This is a genomic window from Shinella pollutisoli, assembly GCF_024609765.1.
Taxonomy (GTDB): Bacteria; Pseudomonadota; Alphaproteobacteria; order Rhizobiales; family Rhizobiaceae; genus Shinella; species Shinella pollutisoli.
Genome location: NZ_JANFDG010000038.1, coordinates 1 through 17,031 on the forward strand (window position 1 = coordinate 1; position 17,031 = coordinate 17,031).

Here is a 17,031-nt window from a genome sequence, read left to right on the forward strand (position 1 = left end):
CCTCAACGCAAGAATGAGAGACCATCTCACAAAAACGCTTGCGGCCTAACACCGTTGCTTTTTTTCGTTTCCCGCCGGCGACGCGGGAATAAGCGGCGGCCCGTGTCCGTTTCCGGAAGATCGAACAGCCTCCAGGACGGAACCGCCCCATGCTCCGATTGTCCGCCGCCGCCCTCCTCGTCTCCCTCCCTCCCGCCCATGCGGCCGAGGAGCCGCCCTATGTCGGCACCTGGGACTGCGAGGTCTCCTCCTTCACCTTCACCGCCGACACCTACGACGCCGGCGAAGGGCCGATGCCGATCCTCAAGGTCGAGCGGCCGGACGGCGCCTATCGCCTGAGCTTTACGGACGGCTACGCCATCAACCTCGCCAACATCACCGCGACCGACATGGACTGGTTTTCCGAGGCGAGCGGCGACGTCTTCCATTGCAGGCGGATCGGCGGCTGAGCCCTCGCTGTGCGCGACTCTTGACCGGCGCGGACGAAGCACCTATTTCTTCGCCATCGAGATTTGAACGTTGACTTCTGCCTAGGCGCGCCCGCGCGTCGTGACGCGAACTTTCCTTCAAATTCGACCTCCCATGATCGCTGCCGACAGCGGCGATCGAAGATTGATTTGACGCATAGAAAGGTTTCGTCATGGCAATGGGCACCGTGAAATGGTTCAACACCACCAAGGGCTACGGCTTCATCCAGCAGGACAGCGGTGAGCCGGACGTCTTCGTCCACATCTCCGCCGTGCAGCGCGCCGGCCTCGCCGGCCTCAACGAGGGCCAGAAGGTCTCCTTCGAGCTCGTGCGCGACCGCAAGTCGGGCAAGATGTCGGCGGACCAGCTCTCCGCCGCCTGATCGGATTTTTCCGTCAGCGATGAGAAGGCCGGCTCTGCCGGCCTTTTTTGTTGCCCGCGTCAGGCCGCGCTCAGCCCCGCCTCCGCCCAGCGGCATTCCGCAAGGCCCGCCTTCGCGAAGGGATCGACGAGCGTGCCGGAGACGATCGCCGCCAGCAGCTGCGGCGCCGGCGGCACCCTCGCCACCGTTGCGACCAGCCGGTCGCGCAGCCAGGCGATCGCCCGCGAATCCGACTGGTAGAACGGCGTGAACAGCAGCGACAGCAACTGGAAGAGCCGCACGTGGCCCCGCCGCGCGGCGGCATAGGCGGCAAGCCCCTCCTCCACCGTCGCGGCCTGCGCCAGCGCATGCGCGAGCGCGGCTGCGTCGAGCAGCGCCATGTTCGCGCCCTGGCCGAGTTGCGGGCTGGTCGAGTGGGCGCTGTCGCCGACGAAGGCGATGCCGTCGGCATGGGGCGGCAGCGCCGTGCGGTGGGCGTAGCGGGCGAGCGTCAGCTGGTCCCAGTCGGCGATCTGGTCGAGGAAGGGTTCCGTCTCCGGCCAGTAGCGCCGGATCTCCGCCTTCCAGCGGGAAAGGCCTGCCCGCTTCACCGCGTCCGCCTCGGCCACCTTGAGGCTCCAGAAGAAGGCGGCCTTGCTGCCCTCGCCGATCCGCGCCCGGCCGACCGGCAGCACGCCGATCATCACCCGCGCCGCGTCGTAGCGCTGCGTCAGCGCATGCGGGTCGTGCGGGACGGCGTCGCAGTCGAGCGTCGCCCAGAAGGCGCCCCAGGCGAGCGCGCGCACGTGCGGGGCGACGACGGACGCCGCCGCCAGCGGCGAGCGCGCGCCGGTTGCGTCGACCACGAGGTCGTAGTCGCCGACGATCTCGCCGTCCGGATCGTGCAGCGCCGTGCGCGACAGGCGCGTCTCGGCCTTCGCGAGCGTGATGCCGGTGCGAAGCGGAATGCCCTCGGCGAGAACCGCCTCGTGGAGCGTGCCGAACAGGGCCGCGCGATGCACCGCAAGCCCGTAGCGCCCGCCGGCAAGCGCGTCGTAGCGCACGTCGAGCACGGTGCGCCCGCTGAGCGCGTCGGCGCCGTGCAGCCGGTCGATGCGGTTGCCGAGCGCGTGGATCGCCGGGCCGAGCCCGAGCGCGTCGAGGACCGTCAGCCCCGTCGGCTGCATCAGGAGCCCGGAGCCGACCGGCGCAGGCGTGTCGAAACGCTCGATCAGCTCGACACGGTGCCCCGCACGCGCCAGGAAGAGCGCCGCCGCGAGCCCCGCAGGCCCCGCGCCGGCGATGCCGATCTCCAGAGGCTTCATGCCGTCCCTCCCCCCTTTCCCCTCAGGCCTCGCCGGCGTCATAGGCGCGGCGCGCGGCGCGGATGGCCGCGTGGTTTTCCGCCGACCACCGCACCAGCGAGCGCAGGAGCGCGAGGAAGGACCGGCCGAGCGGCGTCAGCCGGTATTCGACGCTCGGCGGCTTCGTCGGATAGACCGTGCGCGTGATGTAGCCGTCGCGCTGCAGGTCGCGCAGCGTCTGGGTCAGCATGCGCTGGGAAATGTCCGGGATGAAGCGGCGCAGCTGCGAGAACCGGCGCGGCCCCTCGGCGAGCCCCATGATCATCAGCGAGGTCCACTTGCCGCCGACGCTGTCGAGCACGTCGCGCACCGGGCAGTCGTCGAGCGACATGGCGACGCCGTCGATGAGGACGACGCGCTCGCCCTCGGCGCGGTCGACGGTCCTGTTCATGGCCGGTTCCCTTCGCGTAACCATGGCAGGAAAACCTGCCTCCTTTACAAATCCTAGCAGCCTACAAGATAAGAGCAAGTCTCGATAAGAGACCAACTTGCGGCGGGAGCCTCTTCCTCCCGGCCGCCCGCTCGAAAGGCAAGGACATGACCGAAACCCTCCTCATCACCGGCGCCTCCGGCCAGCTCGGCCGCCTCGTCATCGACCATCTCCTCGCCTCCGGTAAGGTCGACCCGGCGACGGTCATCGCGACGACCCGCGACCCTGCGAAGCTCGACGCCTATGCCGTAAGGGGCGTGAGCGTCCGCAGGGCCGACTTCGACGACCCGGCCTCGCTCGATGCGGCCTTCGCCGGCGCCGACAAGGTGCTGATCGTCTCGACCGACGCGCTCGACGCACCCGGCAGGCGCCTCGCCCAGCACAAGGCCGCCGTCGCCGCCGCCGCGAAGGCCGGCGCGAAGCACATCCTCTACACGTCCATGCCGCAGCCCGACGATTCGCGCGTCACCTTCGCTCCCGACCATCTCGGCACCGAGGCGGCGATCAGGGCGACCGGCATCCCGCACACGATCCTGCGCAACGGCTGGTATGCGGAAAACCTGTTCATGTCGCTGCCGCACGCGCTGCAGACCGGCGCCTGGTACACGTCCTCCGGCGCGGGCCGCATCGCCCACATCGCCCGCGCGGACATCGCCGCCGCGGTCGCCGGCGCGCTCCTGAAGGTAGGGGGCGAAAGCGCGACCTACACGCTCACCGGCACGAAGAGCCGCACGGCGGACGAGATCGCGGCGATCGTCTCGGCCGCGACCGGCAGGCCGCTGGCGGTGGTGCACGTCAGCGACGACCAGCTCGCCGAAGGCCTGAAGGGCGCCGGCCTGCCGGAGGCCTTCATCCCGACGATCGTCTCCTTCGACGCCAACACGCGCGACGGCAAGATCGCCATGGTGACGAAGGATGCCGAAACGCTCGCCGGCCGCGCGCCGCAGCCGTTCGAGGATTTCGTCGCGGCCAACCGGGCCGCCCTCCTCGGCTGAGATCAGACGGACTGGCCGCAGGCGCGGCGGAAGCGGCGCACCGTTTCCGCCATGCCGTATTCGAGCGCGTCGGCGGTCAGCCCGTGGCCGATCGAGACTTCGGCGAGCCTCGGGATGCGGGCGACGAGCGCCGGCAGGTTGGCGACGGTGAGGTCGTGGCCGGCGTTGACGCCGAGGCCGAGGTCGAAGGCGATGTCGGCCGTCTCGCCGAGCCGTCCGGCAAGCCGCTCCGCCCCGGCAGAATCGTCGTAGCAGCCGCCATAGGGGCCGGTGTAGAGCTCGATCCGGTCGGCACCGACCTCGCGGGCGATCGCGAGCGCCTCGCGGTCCGGCTCGCCGTCGGCGAAGACCGAGACGCGCAGGCCGAGCCCCTTCAGCCGGCCGACTACCGTTTCCAGCACGCCGCGGCTCTTACGGAAATCCCAGCCGTGGTCGGATGTCGCCTGCGCGGGGTCATCGGGCACCAGCGTCACCTGCTCGGGCCGGTGCATCTCGACCAGCCGCAGGAAGCCCTCCTCCGGATAGCCTTCCATGTTGAACTCGGCTTCGGGGAACTCCGTGTCGATCAGCGCGCGGATCGGCCCGAGGTCGGAAAAGCGGATGTGGCGCTGGTCCGGGCGCGGATGGACCGTCAGGCCGCTCGCTCCCGCCTGGAGCGCGATCCGCCCAAGCCCCGTCACGCTCGGCCAGGGAAGATCGCGCCGGTTGCGCAGCATGGCGATGGCGTTGAGGTTGACCGAAAGCTTCGCGGGCATGGGAAGGCGGGCTCCTGTTCTTGCCTCCCACCTCTAGCCTGTCGCTCCGGCAAGGGCAATCGGCCCGCGCGCGACGGTACGCGGCTCGGGCGTCCCGGCGGACGGTCCAAGCCCTTGCGCTTCGTCAAGAAACACTGATAAACTTTTCGTGATCACGCGCGGGACTGCTCTATACTGCCCGCATCGAGGAGATTCGGGAAGGAAACGGGCGAAGACGATGGCGTCCCCCCACGCAGCGCTATGAGCGGAACCGTCAGGCCGGACAGCGAGGCCGTGCGCCGCGCGCTCGACGCGATCCTGTCGAGCGAGGCCTTTGCGCGCTCCGAGCGGCTCCGCTCCTTCCTCGGCTACGTGGTGGAAAACGAACTCTCCGGCAAGGCGGCCACGCTCAAGGGCTACAGCATCGGCATCGACGTCTTCGGCCGCCCGCCCGGCTTCGACGCCGGCAACGATCCGCTGGTGCGCGTCCAGGCCGGCAAGCTGCGCAAGCTGCTCGACCACTATTACGAGACCGACGGCGCCGACGAGGCGCTGCGCATCCGCATCCCGCTCGGAAGCTACGTGCCCGAATACGAGATGCGGGCCACGCCACCCGCCGCCGACCCCGAGGCGCTGCCGGAACCGCCGCCGGCGGCACCCCCGCCGCACCATCGACGCCGCCGCTCGCGCGGCGGCTGGCTGCCGGCGCCGGTCTCCTCGCCGCTCGCGCTGTTCTCGCTGCTGCCGCTCTTCTTCCTCGCCCCCACGACCTATCCCGGCACCACGAGCGCGGCGATCGACGAGCCCGGCCTGACGCGCGCCGTGCAGGACAGGCTCTCCGGCCGGGCCAACGCCCTGCCGCGGGTGCAGATCCTCCAGTGCTGGCCGGCGAGCGGCGAATGCAGCGCGCTCGCCGAGGCCCTCGCCGCGTCGATCGCCTATCACAAGACCGTGCGCATCGACGACCGGCAGGACGGCGACGGCGCGCCGCTCGCCTATTCCGTGCGCATCGACAACCAGCCGGACGGCCGCGCGCTCTTCATGCGCCTCGTGCACGACCAGACGGGGGCGACCGTCTATGCCCGCCACCTGTGGCGCGAGGAGCTCTCCAGCGAAAGCAGCATCACCTACGAGGCGGTGTCCTTCGCCGCCCGCACGCTGTCGCCGAACGGCCTCGTCTACCGCCATGCCCTGCGCGCGGGCATCGCGAGCAGCCTCATGCGCTGCCTCGCCGACACGGTGCAGAGCGCACCGCCCGGCGGACCGGAAACGGTCGACCCGGAGGCCTGCCCCCTCGGCATGCCGGAGGCGGTGGCCGAGGCCGCGCCCGACGGCGACGGCCGGGCCGCCGACCGGACGCTGATGCGCTGAGCATCCGTTCTGCGCGGCTTGCGGGTCCGCGCGGCCCGATACATCCCTAGAGTTCACGATATGCACCGCCGCCCGTCCGGATTATGTATGACCGCGGGGCGGCTGGTTCGGATTCCGTCCAGGTTTGCCGGGCGGGGCGGACGAGATGCGGTGCCTGCGCGGACAAACCCCGAAATCGATGCGGATCGTCCCGTCTCGCGGCGGAGGCGGACGATGCGCGAAGGGACATCGGCCGTGCGGCGTCCGTTCTGCGGACCGAAGACGCCGTCCGGCCAGCGAGGGATACGATGGCACATCTTCCATCCGAAAGCGGCTTCCATGATGGCGAATGAATCGCGCAAACCGTCCGTCCACGGCCGGCAGGCGGTCGGCGTCAGGAAACCCATCCGCTTCCTGCCCGCGGCCCCCCTGCCCGACGACCTGCCCGAGGGGCGCCTTGCCATCGCGGACATGGCGAACGTCTTCGGCGTCACCCACCGCACGCTGCACTTCTACGAGGAGAAGGGCCTGCTGACGGCCGCGCGCGTCGGCCCCATGCGGGTCTACGGCCCGGCGGAGATCCAGCAGATGGCGGTGGTCAACACCTGCCGGGAGACCGGCATGCCCGTCGCCGTGATCCAGGAACTGCTGGGCGATCTCTCCGGCGCGGAGAGCCAGCAGGAGGCCGACGAGATCTTCCGCACGGCGATGATCGCCCGCAGGCGCGAGCTGGCGGCGCAACAGTCCACCATCCGCCGGCAGATGCAGCAGATCAACGAACTCCTCGATTTCAGTGCGGAACAGGGCATGGAAACCAACGACAACGCGCCGCGCGCCAACCTGACCACGACGGAGCTGCACTGCCTGTCGCTGATGGCCGAGGGCTATCCGGTGAGCCGCATCGCCCGCGCGCTCGACATCGAGCCCGGCGAGGTGCAGGCGATGGAAAGGGCGATCATCGCCAAGTTCCACAGCAACAACCGCTTCCAAGCCGTCGCCAAGGCGGTGATGCTCGGCATCGTCGGCCACTGAGCGGTCGCGATCACCGCACGACGGTGAGCGTCTCCGCCGCCCGGGTGATCGCGGTGTAGAGCCAGCGCTCGCGCGTGTCGCGGAAGGCGCGGCTCTCGTCGAACAGCACGACGTCGTTCCACTGCGAGCCCTGCGCCTTGTGCACCGTCAGCGCATAGCCGAAATCGAACTCGTCGTAGCGCTTGCGCGTCGACCAGGGGATCTCCTCGTCGAGGTTCTCGAAGGCGGCCTTGAGCAGCTTGATCTTCGCCGCGCCGCGGTCCATGTCGTCGTCTTCCGGGCGGATCATCAGGTTGATGCCCGGCTTCACCGTCTCCTTGGACGAGCTCATCACCTGCCAGAGCGAGCCGTTGAGCAGGCCCTTGGCAGGGTCGTTGCGCAGGCACACCAGCTTGTCGCCGGATTGCGGATAGTCGGTCGTAAAGCCCTTCAGCTCGCGCAGGCGCTGGTTGTAGCGCCGGCGCGTGCGGTTGGTGCCGACGAGCACCTGGTCGGCGTCGAGCACCAGCGACTGCGTGACCTCGTCGCGGCCGATCACCTTCGCCGCACCGTAGTCGCCGTAGTCGATGTCGCCGCCCTCGCGCACCTGCATGGCGAGCCGGATGATCGGGTTGTCGCGCGCCTGCCGGTGGATGTCCGTGAGCAGATAATCCGGCTCGTGGCTGGTGAAATAGCCGCCCCCCGAGACCGGCGGAAGCTGGCCCGGATCGCCGAGCACCAGGATCGGCGTGCCGAAGCTCATCAGGTCCTTGCCGAGCGCCTCGTCGACCATCGAGCATTCGTCGACGATGACCAGCGCCGCCTTGGCGACGGGGCTCTGGCGGTTGATGGAGAACATCGGCGAGATCGAGGTCTTGCCCGTCTCCTCGTCCGCCACCTCCTCCTCGCCGCGCGGGCGGTAGATCAGCGAATGGATCGTGCGGGCGTTGGAGGCGCCCTTCGAGCGCAGCACCTGCGCCGCCTTGCCGGTGAAGGCGGCGAACAGCACCTCGCCGTCCACGTGCTCGGCGAAATGGCGCGCGAGCGTCGTCTTGCCGGTGCCGGCATAGCCGAACAGCCGGAAGAGCGGCGCGCGGCCCTCGCGCAGCCACGCCGCGACGGCCTTCAGCGCCTCGTCCTGTTGGGGTGCGAATTCCATGGCGGGACTTGGCAGGATTCGCAAGCGCGAGGCAAGGGCCGATGCGCGTCGCGCCGCCGCGTCTCCCGGGAATTCGGCGCTTCCCGCCTTTTGGCCCTGTCCTCCGCGCGCCGCTTCCTTTATTCAGGCGGCGGTATCGCATCGCGGAGCACCCATTTGCCGTCTCCCCTTCCCGAAGGCAGCGAATCATCCGGTCTCGGCCGGCTCGCCGCCCCCGTCCAGTGGCTCGTCCTCGGCGCGCTGTCGCTCGCCGTGACCGTGCCGCTCGAACTCTCCGGCTTCCCGGCGGCGCTGCTGATCGGGCCGATGCTCGCCGGTATCGCCGTCGGGCTGTCCGGCGGCACGATCCGCCTGCACCCCGTCTTCTTCCTTCTCATCCAGATCGTGCTGGCGCTGATGATCGCGGCGACCGTCTCGCGCGACTTCGTCGGCACCTTCGCCGCCAACTGGCCGCTGATGCTGCTGGTCGTGCTGTCGGTGATCGGCGTCAGCACGCTGAGCGGCTGGACCATCGCCAGGAGCGGCATCCTGCCGGGCACGACGGCGATCTGGGGCTCGTCGGCGGGGGCCGCCTCGACGATGATGGCGATGGCCGAGGCCTACGGCGCGGACGTGCGCCTGGTCGCCTTCATGCAATATCTGCGCGTCGTCTTCGTGGCGAGCATCGCCACCCTCGTCGCCCGCTTCGGCGGACATGCCGGCACGGGCATGCCGGCGCACGGCCTGCTCGACCCCGTTCCCCTCCTGCCGCTCGCGGAGGCGCTCGCCGTCGGCCTTGCGGCGGGCTTCGTCGGCCACCGGCTGCGCATCCCGGCCGGCGCCTTCCTCGTGCCCTTCGCGCTCGGCTCGGTGCTGAACCTCTCCGGCGCGATCGCCATCGCGCTGCCGCAAGGGCTGCTCGCCGCCGCCTTCACGCTGCTCGGCTGGAACATCGGCCTGCGCTTCACCCGGGCGATCCTGCTCCATGCCCGCCGCGCGCTCCTGCCGACCGTCGCCTCCATCGTGGCGCTCGTCGGCTTCTCCGCCCTGCTCGCGGTGCTGCTCGTCCTGCTCCTCGGCATCGATCCGATGACGGCCTATCTCGCCACCAGCCCCGGCGGCCTCGATTCCATCGCCGTCATCGCCGCCTCCAGCAAGGTCGACGCCGCCTTCGTCATGGCGCTGCAGACGGCGCGGCTCGTCGTCGTCACGATCGCCGGCCCCGCCCTCGCCCGCTTCGTCGCCGATAGAAGCTAAAGCATTTCCAGCCGAAGCGGCATCGCTTCGGCGTCGGATAATGCGGTAAAGCTAGCGCAGCATCGGCCAGAGGCTGGCGACCAGCAGCAGCGCCATGGTGATGTTGAACCATTTCAGCCGTGCCGGCTCGGCCAGCCATTGCCGGAGCGCCGAGCCGAAGCCGGCCCAAGTCGACACGCTCGGGAAATTGACGAGCGCGAAGGCCACGCCGACGAGGAGCACGCTGAGCGTATGGTTGCGCGGATCGGTATAGGTCGCCATCGCCGAGACGGCCATCACCCAGGCCTTCGGGTTGACCCACTGGAAGGCGGCGGCCTCCAGGAAGTTCATCGGCCGCGCCCCGGCCTTGCCCTCGCCGAGGCTGCGCGACGTGCCGATCTTCCAGGCGATCCACAGGAGATAGGCACCGCCGGCGAACTTCAGCACCGTGTAGAGCAGCGGCACCGTCTCCAGGAGCGCGCCGAGGCCGAAGCCGACGGCGATGAGCAGCACGAAGAAGCCGACGCCGATGCCGACCATGTGCGGGATCGTCCGCACGAAGCCGAAGTTCACGCCCGACGCGAACAGCATCATGTTGTTCGGACCGGGCGTGATCGAGGTCGTGAAGGCGAAGACGAGAAGCGCCAGGAAGATTTCGATCGGCATGCCGCCCCGCCTTCCAGCCGCTCACATGCCCTGCGGGCCGCGGTTCATCGCCGCGATCCCCGTCCGGCAGACCTCGGTGAGGCCGAGCGGCTTCATGATGGCGACGAACTGGTCGACCTTGGACGACTTGCCGGTGATCTCGAAGATGAAGTGGTCGACGGTGGCGTCCACCACCTTGGCCTGGAAGGCATCGGCAAGGCGCAGCGTCTCGGCGCGCAGCTCGCCTGAGCCCGCGACCTTCACCAGCGCCACCTCGCGCTCGACGGGACGCTCCTGGCCGAGCATCCGCGCGCGCACCGTCAGGTCGACGACGCGGTGCACCGGCACGATGCGCTCCAGCTGCGACTTGATCTGCTCCAGCACGCTCGGCGTGCCGCGCGTGACGATGGTGATGCGCGAGAGGTGCGCCTCGTGCTCGGTCTCGGAGACCGTCAGGCTCTCGATGTTGTAGCCGCGGCCGGAGAAGAGGCCGATGACGCGGGCAAGGACGCCCGGCTCGTTGTCGACCAGCACGGAGAGCGTGTGGCTCTCCGCGACCTGGGTTTCCTTGGCGATGAAATAGGCGGAGCCGGTGGGCTGAAGGTGTGCGTTCATTGTCTCTCTCTACCTATTCCTGTCAAACGAGCTGGCGGCCCTTGGCGTCGATCGCGTTGGCGACCGCCTCGTCGGTGGCCTCGTCGGGCAGCAGCATCTCGTTGTGCGCCTTGCCGGAGGGGATCATCGGGAAGCAGTTGGCGAGGTTGGCGACGCGGCAGTCGAAGATGACCGGCCGCTTGACGTCGATCATCTCCTGGATGGCCGCGTCGAGGTCGCCCGGCTTGTCGCAGGCGATGCCGACGCCGCCATAGGCCTCCGCGAGCTTGACGAAGTCCGGCATCGCCTCCGTGTAGGAGTTGGAGAGACGATTGCCGTGCAGCAGCTGTTGCCACTGGCGCACCATGCCCATGTACTGGTTGTTGAGGATGAAGATCTTGACCGGCAGGTTATGCTGCACGGCACAGCTCATCTCCTGGATGCACATCTGGATCGAGGCGTCGCCGGCGATGTCGACGACGAGGCTGTCGGGATGGGCGACCTGCACGCCGATCGCGGCCGGGAAGCCGTAGCCCATCGTGCCGAGCCCCCCGGAGGTCATCCAGCGGTTCGGCTGCTCGAAGCCGTAGAACTGCGCGGCCCACATCTGGTGCTGGCCGACCTCCGTCGTGATGTAGGTGTCGCGGTCCCTGGTCAGCTCGTAGAGCCGCTGGATCGCGTATTGCGGCATGATGACCTCGTCGCTCGGCTTGTAGGCGAACGAATTGCGGGCGCGCCAGCGGGCAATCGAGGTCCACCAGTCGGAGAGCCCCGCCTTGTCGAAATCCTTCGCCGCCGCGCGCCACTGCCGGACCATGTCCTCCAGGACGGCGCCGACGTCGCCGAGGATCGGCACGTCGACGCGGACGTTCTTGTTGATCGAGGACGGGTCGATGTCGATATGGATCTTCTTCGAGTTCGGCGAGAACGCGTTGAGGCGGCCGGTGATGCGGTCGTCGAAGCGCGCGCCGATGCAGACCATGACGTCGCAGTCGTGCATCGCCATGTTCGCCTCGTAGGAGCCGTGCATGCCGAGCATGCCGAGCCAGTTCTTGCCGGACGCCGGATAGGCGCCGAGACCCATCAGCGTCGAGGTGATCGGGAAGCCGGTGATCTCGACCAGTTCGCGCAGCAGGCGGGCGGCCTCCGGCCCCGAATTGACGACCCCGCCGCCGGAATAGATGATCGGCCGGCGCGCCGACTTCATCAGGCTGACGGCCGCCGCGATCTGGCCGGCGTCGCCCGTGGTCTTCGGCTGGTAGCTCTTCTGGATGGGGGCGGCGTCGGGCGGCGTGTAGGTGCCGGTCGCGAACTGGACGTCCTTCGGGATGTCGACGACGACCGGGCCCGGCCGGCCGGACTGGGCGACGCGGAAGGCCTCGTGGATGATGCGGGCGAGGTCGTTGACGTCCTTGACCAGCCAGTTGTGCTTGGTGCAGGGCCGCGTGATGCCGACCGTGTCGCATTCCTGGAAGGCGTCCGAGCCGATCAGCGTGGTCGGGACCTGGCCGGTGATGCAGACGAGCGGGATCGAATCCATCAGCGCGTCCTGCAGCGGCGTGACCGCATTGGTGGCGCCGGGGCCGGAGGTCACCAGCATGACGCCGACCTTGCCGGTGGAGCGGGCATAGCCCTCGGCCATGTGGCCGGCGCCCTGCTCGTGGCGGACGAGGATGTGCTGGATGTCGTCCTGCTGGAAGATCTCGTCATAGATCGGCAGGACGGCGCCGCCCGGATAGCCGAAGATATGCTTCACGCCATTGTCCTTCAGCGCCTGAATGACAATTTCCGCGCCCGTCATCTGGTTTTCTGTTCCGCTCATCGGATTTTCCGTCCGTCTTTCAAGAATTGCCGGCTTTCGAGAATTGCCGGTGTGTTATCGAATCTGAAGGCATAAAAAAAGGCCCCTGGAGGAGCCTGCTTACCGCGCATGGGTGCTTTCGCCGGGTGGTTACACCACCCTGCCCATGCGCGTTCCCACCACGAGAATGACTGCGACGTGATTTTTCATGGCGCGGATTGTTAGACGCAAACGTGCCGCCCGTCAACGCTCTTTGCGCTGTCGCGAAACGGCACGCCCGCCGGTGCTCCCGCCCGCGCGCCGTGCCGCGACGAAACGTCTTGTTAAGCCGCGGCCTTTAAGGTTGCGCCATTGTATGGGGTGCCCCGAATTGCTGAACAGTGATTTTCAGAGCGCGATGGCCGCGGGAGAGCAGGAGCGTCGCGACGACGGCACCGCCGGCAACCGCCTGCTCGGCCGCGTCGTCGCCTGCAGCGGCTCGCGCGCCACGATCAGCGCGATCGCCGAATACGGCCAGACGGCGCTCACCGAGCTTTGGTCCGTCGGCCGGCTGATCTCCATTTCCGTCGGCCCGAACCGCATCGTCGCCCTCGTCTATGCCATGTCGACCGACCAGCAGAGCTGGGTGGAGAACCGCGACACGATCTTCCGCATCGAGGTCGAACTCCTCGGCGAGGTGCATGTCGGCCCGGACGGGCGCGAGGAATTCTCCGCCGGCATCACCGACTATCCGCATCTCGGCGCCATCGCCCACCGCATCCGCGCCTCCGACCTCGCCAGGGTCTACGACACCGGCAAGAACGACGTCTGCACCATCGGCAAGCTCACCCAGGACGAGAGCCTCGACGCGACGATCCACGTGCCGTCGATGCTGGAGAAGCACTTCGCCATCGTCGGCACCACCGGCGTCGGCAAGTCGACCGCCGTGACGCTGCTGCTGCACAAGGCGATCCAGGCCGACCCGCGCCTGCGCGTGCTGATCCTCGACCCGCACAACGAATTCGCCGCCGCCTTCGGCGAGCTCGCCGTCGTCGTCGACACCGACACGCTCGACCTGCCCTTCTGGCTGTTCCGGCTGGAGGAGTTCGCCGAGGTCGTCTTCCGCGGCCGCCCGGCCGTGCCGGAGGAGCTCGACATCCTGCGCGACCTCATCCCCGAGGCCAAGCGCGCCTTCCGCGGCTCCAGCGAGAGCGGGCTGATGCGGCGGTCGACCGAGAAGAGCTCGGTGACGGCCGACACGCCGGTGCCCTACCGCATCGCCGACCTGCTGGCGCTCGTCGACGAGCGCATCGGCCGGCTGGAAGGCCGGGCGGAGAAGCCGCACCTGCGCTCGCTCAAGGTCAAGATCATGTCGGCGATCAACGACCCGCGCTATCATTTCATGTTCTCCTCGAACACGATCACCGACACGATCCTCGACACGATCGCCCGCATCTTCCGCATCCCCGGCGACGGCAAGCCGGTCACCACCTTCCAGCTCGCCGGCATCCCGTCCGAGGTCGTCAACTCGGTCGCCTCGGTGCTCTGCCGCATGGCCTTCGAGATCGGGCTGTGGAGCAACGGCGGCGTGCACATGCTGGTCGTCTGCGAGGAGGCGCACCGCTACGTGCCGGCCGACCCGAAGCTCGGCTTCCTGCCGACCCGCCAGGCGATCGCCCGCATCGCCAAGGAAGGCCGCAAGTACGGCGTCTCGCTCGGCATCATCACCCAGCGCCCCGGCGAGCTCGACCCGACGATCCTCTCGCAGTGCTCGACCATCTTCGCCATGCGGCTCGCCAACGAGCACGACCAGGACATCATCCGCTCGGCGATCCCGAATTCCTCCTCCTCGACGACGAGCTTCATCTCCTCGATCGGCAACGGCGAGGCGATCGCCTTCGGCGAGGCGGTGGCGGTGCCGATGCGCATGCGCTTCTCGCGCGTCGAGGCAAGCCGCCTGCCGAAGGCGAACGGCACCGGCGTCAAGACGACGGAGGAGACGCCGAACAACGTCGACCTGCGCTCCATCGTCGCCCGCATGCGCGCGATCAGCGGGCCGGACATTTCCAGCTTCCAGAATTCCTACCTCGCCGCACAGGGCGGCGGCGCGCCGCTCACGGCCGGCTACGAGGACGCGCCCTACGAGGACGAGGAGGACTATGTCGAGACGCTGCAGGCCGCGGCACCCGCCCGCGCGCCGGCTCCGCCTGCGGCCGAGCCCTACCGCGCCAACATGCTGCCGGGCGCCGCCGGCGCCTACGAGCCGCCGCCGCGCGACCGCTTCGAGGCGGCGCGCCGCGAGCTCGAGGCCGACGCGCCGCGCACGCCACAAGCCCCGGCGCCGGATCCCTATCGCCAGCAGCCGCCCCGCCCGGCCCCGAGCTTCGGCGAGGCGGGCGGCGCGGAAGGCCGCCGCGATCCCTCGATCCGCGAGCAGCTCCTGAAGAAGCCGCTGAGCAGCCTCATCCGGCGATAGGCCGCTTTCACGTTCGCGCGTTTCCGGACGCAAGCCGGAATTGCTAGTCCGACAGCGGATCGATCCGCCGCCAGCTCTCGTCGAGCTGGTTGCGGAACCAGGTCATCTGCCGCTTGGCATATTGCCGGGTCGCCGCGCTGGCGCGCTCGATCACCTGCGCCCGCGTCATCTCGCCGGCCAGCATCGCCGCGATCTGCGGCACGCCGATCGCCTTCATCGCCGGCATCTGCGGCGGCAGGCGGAGCGCCAGCAGCGCTTTCACCTCCTCCACCGCGCCGCTCTCGAGCATGGCGGCGAAGCGCCGGTCGATCCGCGCGGCAAGCACGGCCCGGTCCGGCAGCACGACGATCTTCTCCGCCGCCGCGGGATCGATCACCGCCGCCCCGCCGCCCGCCTGCAAGGCGGAGATCTGCTGCCCCGTCGCCGCCAGCACCTCCAGCGCGCGCACGATGCGCTGGCCGTCGCCCGGCCGCAGCCGCCCGGCCGCGGCGGGATCGCCGCGCGAGAGCTCCCGGTGCAGTGCCTCCGGCCCTTCCGCCGCGAGACGGGCGCGCAGGCCCTCGCGGATCGCCGGCGGGATCGCCGGCATGTCGGAAAGGCCGCCGGTCAGCGCGCGGAAATAGAGCCCGGTACCGCCGACGAAGACGGGAAGCCGGCCCCTGCCCCTCAGCTCCTCCACCAGCCGGGCCGCCTCGCGCAGCCAGTCGCCGGTCGAATAGGCGGCCCCCGCCCGCACGTGGCCGTAGAGCCGGTGCCCGATGCCGGCCATGTCCTCCGGCTGCGGGCGGGCGGTGAGCACGTTCAGCGTGTCGTAGACCTGCATGCTGTCGGCATTGACCACCACGCCGCCGTGCTCGGCGGCCAGCCGCACGGCGAGCGCGGACTTGCCGCTGGCCGTCGGCCCCGTTATCAGGATCGCGCCCCATTCTCGATCAAGGTTCCTCATCATGGCTTTCGTTGCCACGCTTGTCGCCAATCCGTCAAATCCCGTCCTCACGCCGAAGCTCGCCGAGACGGCCGCGGACAAGGTGAAGGCGTCCGGCCTCTACTGGCTCGCCGACGGGATCGCCTGCGACATCGCGCTTCGCGACGGTGACGACGTTCAGGCCGCCCGCGACACGATCCTCGCCGTCATCGGCGGCGAACCCGTCGATCTCGCCGTGCAGGAGGCGGAGAGCCGGCGCAAGAAGCTGCTCATCGCCGACATGGATTCGACGATGATCGGCCAGGAATGCATCGACGAACTGGCGGCCGAGGTCGGCCTCAAGGAGAAGGTGGCGGCGATCACCGCGCGCGCCATGAACGGCGAGATCGCCTTCGAGCCTGCGCTGCGCGAACGCGTCGCGCTGCTCAAGGGCCTGCCGATCTCGGTGGTGGACGAGGTGATCGACAAGCGCATCACGCTGACGCCGGGCGGCCGCGAACTGATCGCCACGATGAAGGCGAAGGGCTATTACACCGCCCTCGTCTCCGGCGGCTTCACCGTCTTCACGAACCGCATCGCCGCCGTGCTCGGCTTCGACGAGAACCGCGCCAACGTGCTCCTCGAATCGAATGGCCTGCTCACCGGCGAGGTCGCGGAACCCATCCTCGGCAAGCAGGCGAAGGTCGACGCGCTCGCCGGGATCGCCGCCCGCCTCGGCATCTCGACCGATGAGGCGATGGCCGTCGGCGACGGCGCCAACGACCTCGGCATGCTGCACCTCTCCGGCGCCGGCGTGGCGCTGCACGCCAAGCCCGCCGTCGCGGCGGAGGCGAAGATCCGCATCGACCACGGCGACCTGACGGCGCTCCTCTACCTCCAGGGCTACCGCAAGTCGGACTTCGTCTCGTGAGGGTCGCCGAGACGCAGCGCCTCGTCTTGCGCAACTGGGAGGACCGGGACCGCGACCTCTTCCACGAGATCAACTCCGATCCCGAGGTCATGGAATTCTTCCCCTTCCGCCGCACGCGCGAACAGTCGGACGCGCTCCTCGGCCGGCTTTCCGCCGTCATCGCCGGGACCGGCCTCGGCTTCTTCGCGCTCGCCGACCGGGCGACCGACGAGGTCTTCGGCTTCTGCGGCCTCTCGCGCACCGACCTCGAACCGCACCTGCCGAAGGGCACCGTCGAGATCGGCTGGCGGCTCGCCCGGCGCCACTGGGGCCGCGGCTACGTGACGGAGGCCGCGCGCGAGCTCCTCCGCCTCGGCTTCGAGGACAATGGCCTCGACGAGATCGTCTCCTTCGCGGTCGCCTCGAACGCGCGCTCGATCGCCGTCATGCAGCGGATCGGCATGCGCGCCGACCCTTCCCGCGATTTTCCGATGCCGGACATCGACGAGGCGCACGCGCACCTGCGCCCGCACGTCTTTTATGCCATCAGCAAGGCGGACTGGCAGCGGAAAGGCCGCTGAAGCGACGCTTCAACGGCCTGAATCGATCCCTGCATTTCGCCGTGCAAGCCCTTG

The 17,031-nt window shown here is 69.2% G+C and carries 17 protein-coding genes; 9 read left to right on the forward strand and 8 right to left on the reverse strand.

Annotation, left to right across the window (positions count from 1 at the left end):
• The first annotated feature begins 149 nt into the window (after window positions 1-149).
• Together NNZ72_RS22985 and NNZ72_RS22990 are read left to right on the forward strand one after the other, a co-directional pair.
• Window positions 150-449 carry a hypothetical protein gene (locus NNZ72_RS22985; RefSeq protein ID WP_257318020.1) on the forward strand — a complete coding sequence of 100 codons (300 nt, stop codon included), beginning with the start codon at window positions 150-152 and terminating at the stop codon, window positions 447-449.
• Between the two features lie 191 nt (window positions 450-640).
• Window positions 641-850 carry a cold-shock protein gene (locus NNZ72_RS22990; protein WP_257318021.1) on the forward strand — a complete coding sequence of 70 codons (210 nt, stop codon included), beginning with the start codon at window positions 641-643 and terminating at the stop codon, window positions 848-850.
• Window positions 851-909: 59 nt separating this feature from the next.
• Here NNZ72_RS22990 and NNZ72_RS22995 read toward each other — a convergent pair whose 3' ends face one another.
• Window positions 910-2,154, reverse strand: coding sequence for an FAD-dependent oxidoreductase (locus tag NNZ72_RS22995; RefSeq protein WP_257318022.1), 1,245 nt, complete (start codon window positions 2,152-2,154; stop codon window positions 910-912).
• A gap of 22 nt (window positions 2,155-2,176) precedes the next feature.
• Window positions 2,177-2,584 (reverse strand): winged helix-turn-helix transcriptional regulator, encoded by a 408-nt coding sequence (locus tag NNZ72_RS23000; protein ID WP_257318023.1) that lies wholly within the window; start codon window positions 2,582-2,584, stop codon window positions 2,177-2,179.
• Window positions 2,585-2,730: 146 nt separating this feature from the next.
• On the opposite strand from NNZ72_RS23000, the gene NNZ72_RS23005 reads away from it, so the two are divergent.
• Window positions 2,731-3,618 carry an NmrA family NAD(P)-binding protein gene (locus NNZ72_RS23005; RefSeq protein WP_257318024.1) on the forward strand — a complete coding sequence of 296 codons (888 nt, stop codon included), beginning with the start codon at window positions 2,731-2,733 and terminating at the stop codon, window positions 3,616-3,618.
• 2 nt (window positions 3,619-3,620) lie between these two features.
• Here NNZ72_RS23005 and NNZ72_RS23010 read toward each other — a convergent pair whose 3' ends face one another.
• Entirely contained in the window at window positions 3,621-4,373 is a 753-nt protein-coding gene (locus tag NNZ72_RS23010; protein WP_257318025.1) for a pyridoxine 5'-phosphate synthase, read from the reverse strand.
• A 240-nt stretch (window positions 4,374-4,613) separates the two neighbouring features.
• Here NNZ72_RS23010 and NNZ72_RS23015 point away from each other — a divergent pair, with 240 nt between their 5' ends.
• Together NNZ72_RS23015 and NNZ72_RS23020 are read left to right on the forward strand one after the other, a co-directional pair.
• Window positions 4,614-5,723, forward strand: coding sequence for a hypothetical protein (locus NNZ72_RS23015; protein WP_257318026.1), 1,110 nt, complete (start codon window positions 4,614-4,616; stop codon window positions 5,721-5,723).
• A gap of 321 nt (window positions 5,724-6,044) precedes the next feature.
• Complete coding sequence (locus tag NNZ72_RS23020) at window positions 6,045-6,734, forward strand: MerR family transcriptional regulator (protein ID WP_371747815.1); 690 nt, start codon at window positions 6,045-6,047, stop codon at window positions 6,732-6,734.
• Between the two features lie 10 nt (window positions 6,735-6,744).
• Here NNZ72_RS23020 and NNZ72_RS23025 read toward each other — a convergent pair whose 3' ends face one another.
• Window positions 6,745-7,872 carry an ATP-dependent DNA helicase gene (locus tag NNZ72_RS23025; RefSeq protein WP_257318028.1) on the reverse strand — a complete coding sequence of 376 codons (1,128 nt, stop codon included), beginning with the start codon at window positions 7,870-7,872 and terminating at the stop codon, window positions 6,745-6,747.
• A gap of 156 nt (window positions 7,873-8,028) precedes the next feature.
• Between NNZ72_RS23025 and NNZ72_RS23030 the strand changes: the two genes are divergently transcribed.
• Window positions 8,029-9,108, forward strand: a complete 1,080-nt coding sequence (locus NNZ72_RS23030; protein ID WP_257318029.1) for an AbrB family transcriptional regulator — start codon at window positions 8,029-8,031, stop codon at window positions 9,106-9,108.
• Between the two features lie 51 nt (window positions 9,109-9,159).
• On the opposite strand, the gene NNZ72_RS23035 is transcribed toward NNZ72_RS23030, so the two are convergent.
• Genes NNZ72_RS23035 through NNZ72_RS23045 form a run of 3 tightly spaced genes read right to left on the reverse strand, consistent with a single transcriptional unit; the run spans window position 9,160 to window position 12,148 of the window.
• Window positions 9,160-9,753, reverse strand: coding sequence for a LysE family translocator (locus NNZ72_RS23035; RefSeq protein WP_257318030.1), 594 nt, complete (start codon window positions 9,751-9,753; stop codon window positions 9,160-9,162).
• Window positions 9,754-9,774: 21 nt separating this feature from the next.
• On the reverse strand, window positions 9,775-10,347 hold the full coding sequence (gene ilvN, locus NNZ72_RS23040; RefSeq protein WP_257318031.1) for an acetolactate synthase small subunit: 573 nt from the start codon (window positions 10,345-10,347) through the stop codon (window positions 9,775-9,777).
• Between the two features lie 22 nt (window positions 10,348-10,369).
• Window positions 10,370-12,148 (reverse strand): acetolactate synthase 3 large subunit, encoded by a 1,779-nt coding sequence (locus tag NNZ72_RS23045; RefSeq protein WP_257318032.1) that lies wholly within the window; start codon window positions 12,146-12,148, stop codon window positions 10,370-10,372.
• A 376-nt stretch (window positions 12,149-12,524) separates the two neighbouring features.
• On the opposite strand from NNZ72_RS23045, the gene NNZ72_RS23050 reads away from it, so the two are divergent.
• Window positions 12,525-14,582 (forward strand): ATP-binding protein, encoded by a 2,058-nt coding sequence (locus NNZ72_RS23050; RefSeq protein ID WP_371747814.1) that lies wholly within the window; start codon window positions 12,525-12,527, stop codon window positions 14,580-14,582.
• Between the two features lie 43 nt (window positions 14,583-14,625).
• On the opposite strand, the gene miaA is transcribed toward NNZ72_RS23050, so the two are convergent.
• A complete protein-coding gene (miaA, locus tag NNZ72_RS23055) occupies window positions 14,626-15,531 on the reverse strand; it encodes a tRNA (adenosine(37)-N6)-dimethylallyltransferase MiaA (RefSeq protein ID WP_257318034.1) in 906 nt (301 codons plus the stop codon).
• On the opposite strand from miaA, the gene serB reads away from it, so the two are divergent.
• Together serB and NNZ72_RS23065 are read left to right on the forward strand one after the other, a co-directional pair.
• Window positions 15,530-16,417: a phosphoserine phosphatase SerB gene (gene serB / locus NNZ72_RS23060; RefSeq protein WP_257318035.1), complete on the forward strand. Its 888-nt coding sequence runs from the start codon at window positions 15,530-15,532 to the stop codon at window positions 16,415-16,417. The two genes, miaA and serB, sit on opposite strands and share 2 nt — an antisense overlap.
• A complete protein-coding gene (locus NNZ72_RS23065; RefSeq protein WP_257318036.1) occupies window positions 16,414-16,977 on the forward strand; it encodes a GNAT family N-acetyltransferase in 564 nt (187 codons plus the stop codon). The genes serB and NNZ72_RS23065 overlap by 4 nt, the downstream gene beginning before the upstream one ends.
• Window positions 16,978-17,031 lie beyond the last annotated feature (54 nt).

Bases quoted from the DNA above. Each gene is read 5' to 3' on its own strand.
- NNZ72_RS23000 (WP_257318023.1), bottom strand. From the start codon at position 2,584: ATGAACAGGACCGTCGACCGCGCCGAGGGCGAGCGCGTCGTCCTCATC.
- NNZ72_RS23035 (WP_257318030.1), bottom strand. From the start codon at position 9,753: ATGCCGATCGAAATCTTCCTGGCGCTTCTCGTCTTCGCCTTCACGACC.
- NNZ72_RS23020 (WP_371747815.1), top strand. From the start codon at position 6,045: ATGGCGAATGAATCGCGCAAACCGTCCGTCCACGGCCGGCAGGCGGTC.
- NNZ72_RS23015 (WP_257318026.1), top strand. From the start codon at position 4,614: ATGAGCGGAACCGTCAGGCCGGACAGCGAGGCCGTGCGCCGCGCGCTC.
- NNZ72_RS23010 (WP_257318025.1), bottom strand. From the start codon at position 4,373: ATGCCCGCGAAGCTTTCGGTCAACCTCAACGCCATCGCCATGCTGCGC.
- NNZ72_RS22995 (WP_257318022.1), bottom strand. From the start codon at position 2,154: ATGAAGCCTCTGGAGATCGGCATCGCCGGCGCGGGGCCTGCGGGGCTC.
- NNZ72_RS23025 (WP_257318028.1), bottom strand. From the start codon at position 7,872: ATGGAATTCGCACCCCAACAGGACGAGGCGCTGAAGGCCGTCGCGGCG.
- miaA (WP_257318034.1), bottom strand. From the start codon at position 15,531: ATGATGAGGAACCTTGATCGAGAATGGGGCGCGATCCTGATAACGGGG.
- ilvN (WP_257318031.1), bottom strand. From the start codon at position 10,347: ATGAACGCACACCTTCAGCCCACCGGCTCCGCCTATTTCATCGCCAAG.
- NNZ72_RS23050 (WP_371747814.1), top strand. From the start codon at position 12,525: ATGGCCGCGGGAGAGCAGGAGCGTCGCGACGACGGCACCGCCGGCAAC.
- serB (WP_257318035.1), top strand. From the start codon at position 15,530: ATGGCTTTCGTTGCCACGCTTGTCGCCAATCCGTCAAATCCCGTCCTC.
- NNZ72_RS23005 (WP_257318024.1), top strand. From the start codon at position 2,731: ATGACCGAAACCCTCCTCATCACCGGCGCCTCCGGCCAGCTCGGCCGC.
- NNZ72_RS23045 (WP_257318032.1), bottom strand. From the start codon at position 12,148: ATGAGCGGAACAGAAAACCAGATGACGGGCGCGGAAATTGTCATTCAG.
- NNZ72_RS22985 (WP_257318020.1), top strand. From the start codon at position 150: ATGCTCCGATTGTCCGCCGCCGCCCTCCTCGTCTCCCTCCCTCCCGCC.
- NNZ72_RS22990 (WP_257318021.1), top strand. From the start codon at position 641: ATGGCAATGGGCACCGTGAAATGGTTCAACACCACCAAGGGCTACGGC.